The organism is Salinibacter sp. (assembly GCF_042218895.1).
Classification (GTDB): Bacteria; Bacteroidota; Rhodothermia; order Rhodothermales; family Salinibacteraceae; genus Salinibacter.
In genome coordinates this window covers 11,245-13,910 of sequence record NZ_JBDGQQ010000149.1, presented here as the reverse complement: position 1 = coordinate 13,910, position 2,666 = coordinate 11,245, and the positions used below count along the sequence as shown (strand labels likewise).

The 2,666-nt window shown below is 64.3% G+C and carries 2 protein-coding genes; both read left to right on the top strand.

What is annotated here, in order from left to right:
- Nucleotides 1–1,321 precede the first annotated feature (1,321 nt).
- The gene (locus ABEL04_RS12535; protein WP_375802731.1) at nt 1,322–1,630 is read left to right on the top strand and encodes a hypothetical protein; all 309 of its coding nucleotides are present in this window, start codon (nt 1,322–1,324) and stop codon (nt 1,628–1,630) included.
- Between the two features lie 479 nt (nt 1,631–2,109).
- Nucleotides 2,110–2,568 carry a response regulator gene (locus tag ABEL04_RS12530; RefSeq protein ID WP_375802730.1) on the top strand — a complete coding sequence of 153 codons (459 nt, stop codon included), beginning with the start codon at nt 2,110–2,112 and terminating at the stop codon, nt 2,566–2,568.
- The last annotated feature ends 98 nt before the right edge of the window (nt 2,569–2,666 follow it).

The following is a 2,666-nucleotide window of genomic DNA, read 5'->3' as shown; positions in this document are numbered from 1 at the left end:
CTGGGCAACATCGGCCCGGGCTTCGGCACCGTGGGGCCGATGGGCGGGTTCGAGGCCCTGCCGGTCCCGACGAAGATCTTCATGTGCCTGCTGATGGTGGCGGGCCGCCTGGAGGTGATGACGTTCCTCGTGGTCCTGACCCCGAGCTACTGGCAGGGGTAGTCGTTTGCACTGAATGGCGGGAACCGAGAACCCGCGTCCCCGCTGGGGCGTCGTCGTGATTGTGGGGGCCATTCTGGACCTCGCACACACGGCCAACACCGGCCCGGTCGCGGCCTCGCGGCTCCTGGGTTGCTGTGAGTCGGGACCGGCTTATCCCTGCCAGCACCGAAGCACGAGATAGGCCCGTTCCACCAGGAGCCTGGTCGCCATCGACCTGAACGAGCGGGTCGGAGATCTTCGACTGGTGCGCGTAGGGAATGCCTGCGCCCTCGTCCTCTACGGAGACGTGCACTGATTCGCCAATCATGTCGGCGCGGATCTGGCGTGATTTCCCGCCTCCGTCGCTTTCTGGCACATCAGCGACACAGACACCGTCCCCACGCCCGGACTCGATCTTCGAGAGGTCCAGCAGGTCGTCCACCAGGGACCGGGGCCGACCTCTCGGGTGCACAGTGCTTGGGATGAGGAAGTCATCTGCGACTAGGAGAGCGCGCCCACAATGGCTCGGCGTCAGAGACTGATGCTGCCTGCGCCCGGGCCCAAAAGTCGTCTCCTGGCGTGTAATCGCCCCGACCACGGCTGGGGGTGACCATGCATTCGCATTACGTATTTTCGTACCACGTCGCTGTATCCGTAGGCGCTGAAACTGACTTGGCGGGGAGAGAAAGCCGATGTGCTGAACCACGGTCGGCCAGGGAGCTCGGACGAGAGGAATCGGGGGACCTGAGGGCTCGGGATGCAATTCGCTCGCATTCATTAGAGGATGCACTCCTGGCCCTGGCCGTTCGTCTGCCCGTGGCCGTTCTGGGCTCGAGACCGGCTTCTAGACCGTCCGAGCGTGGGGCAACTGTCCGTCCCCCCCGCGGCGGGCGCTCGCTTTGGCAGAGCCGGCGGCCCACCAGACGGCACTTCCTGCATTTGCCACAGCGGACCCGGCGAAGCTGACCACGTTCTGGCTCAGCTTTCAGTTTGGGGACCGACGGGACCGGCCCTGGTGTCTCAGATCAGGGAACTCCTCCCGTGCTCTGGCAGACTCATCGCCGGCAGCCGTACGGAATGGAGAGACACATCTGACAGTGTGGTACGTCTTTTGCGGCGTATCAGCCGTAGTGCCTGACCAACGCAGGCCCCGTGCTCTCTCGCTCTTCTACTCCGAAGCATGCACTCTCGGGTCGCGGCTCGCTTCCGGCTTAACGTTGCCCTCCGCAGTGCGGAGGATCCTCCGATCAACCGGCCGCACTCCCAACACAGCTGGTTTTACATCGTCGACCTCGATGCGGTATCGCTAGACAGTACGCAGACGTTGCGCGACGGAAGTGTGGTGCTGGGCCTCTCGGCAACAGAGGCCGACACCGACGCTGTGGCCGATGTCGACGGGCTCGGGGTTGTCTACTACGCCGAACTGGACGACTCGGAACGACGGGACATGGCAGCACGAATCGACGGTCCTCACCGGAACGACGGCTGAGAGGCGTAGTGGATCCCGAAACGTGTCCTCTGAGGGACATCCGATATCTTTCCGCACCCGACGCAGGTTTTTTGTGCGTTCCACCACCGGATCCGAGTTCCCTCGGCAGGACCACTGGCGTCCAACGGCGCTGCGGAGAACAGGGCACATTCAGATAGATTGTCTCGGGATCTTCCTGCGCATCGATCCCTGGCAGGCGGGATCGGGGGGTCGCCCCACCGGCACCGGCGTGATCAAGTCCGAAGGAACCTCCGGGGACATGCACGATAGATTCCCCCTCTCAGTCTCAGAGACGCCACATCTTTCTCGACCCAACCGTGATCCCTTCTTGAGATACACTCATCTCACGTCGGCGGATGCTTCGTCGGCGGAGGAGCAGCCCTCATTCGCTTCCGTGGCACCTGTGTAGGACAGCGATTCGGGGCCCCCACGGCAGAGGACTGCTGAACTCGACCCTCGACTATGTTCCCCCATGAACCGTGACGAGAGGACCGCCCGACCCGGAGGCGCGCAATAACCAGGCAGACGCTGGCCCCTGGCGGGTCCTCCTGGCCGAGGACGACACCGTCAACCAAGAGATCACGAGGGACGTGCTAGACGGGATGGGACACGAGGTGAGAATCGTCGAAAACGGCCGCGAGTCGCTAGACGCCGTGCAGGTCCAGCACTTCGACGTCGTGCTGATGGACGTGTGGATGCCGGAGATGAACGGGCTGGAGGCCACGCGCCGGATCCGCGAGGCACGGCCCCGTGACGGACAGCTCTGCATTGTGGCCCTCACCGCCGACGAGACGGCGGAGGTCCGTGAGCGATGTCTTGAAGCGGGCATGGACGCCTTTCTCAACAAGCCGGTCCGACAGGACGAGCTCGCGGAGGTCTTCTCCGAGCTGCTCCCCTCCGCCCCCGGAGCGTCCGGGCGGGCGGGAAGGCGCTCCTGAAGGCATTCGGTGCAATGTCGTTCCGGCCGTTCTGCGTTTCAGTACGTTCGCCCCCTGCCACGAGGGGCCGACCATGAGGAGGAACGCGACCGCTTGCC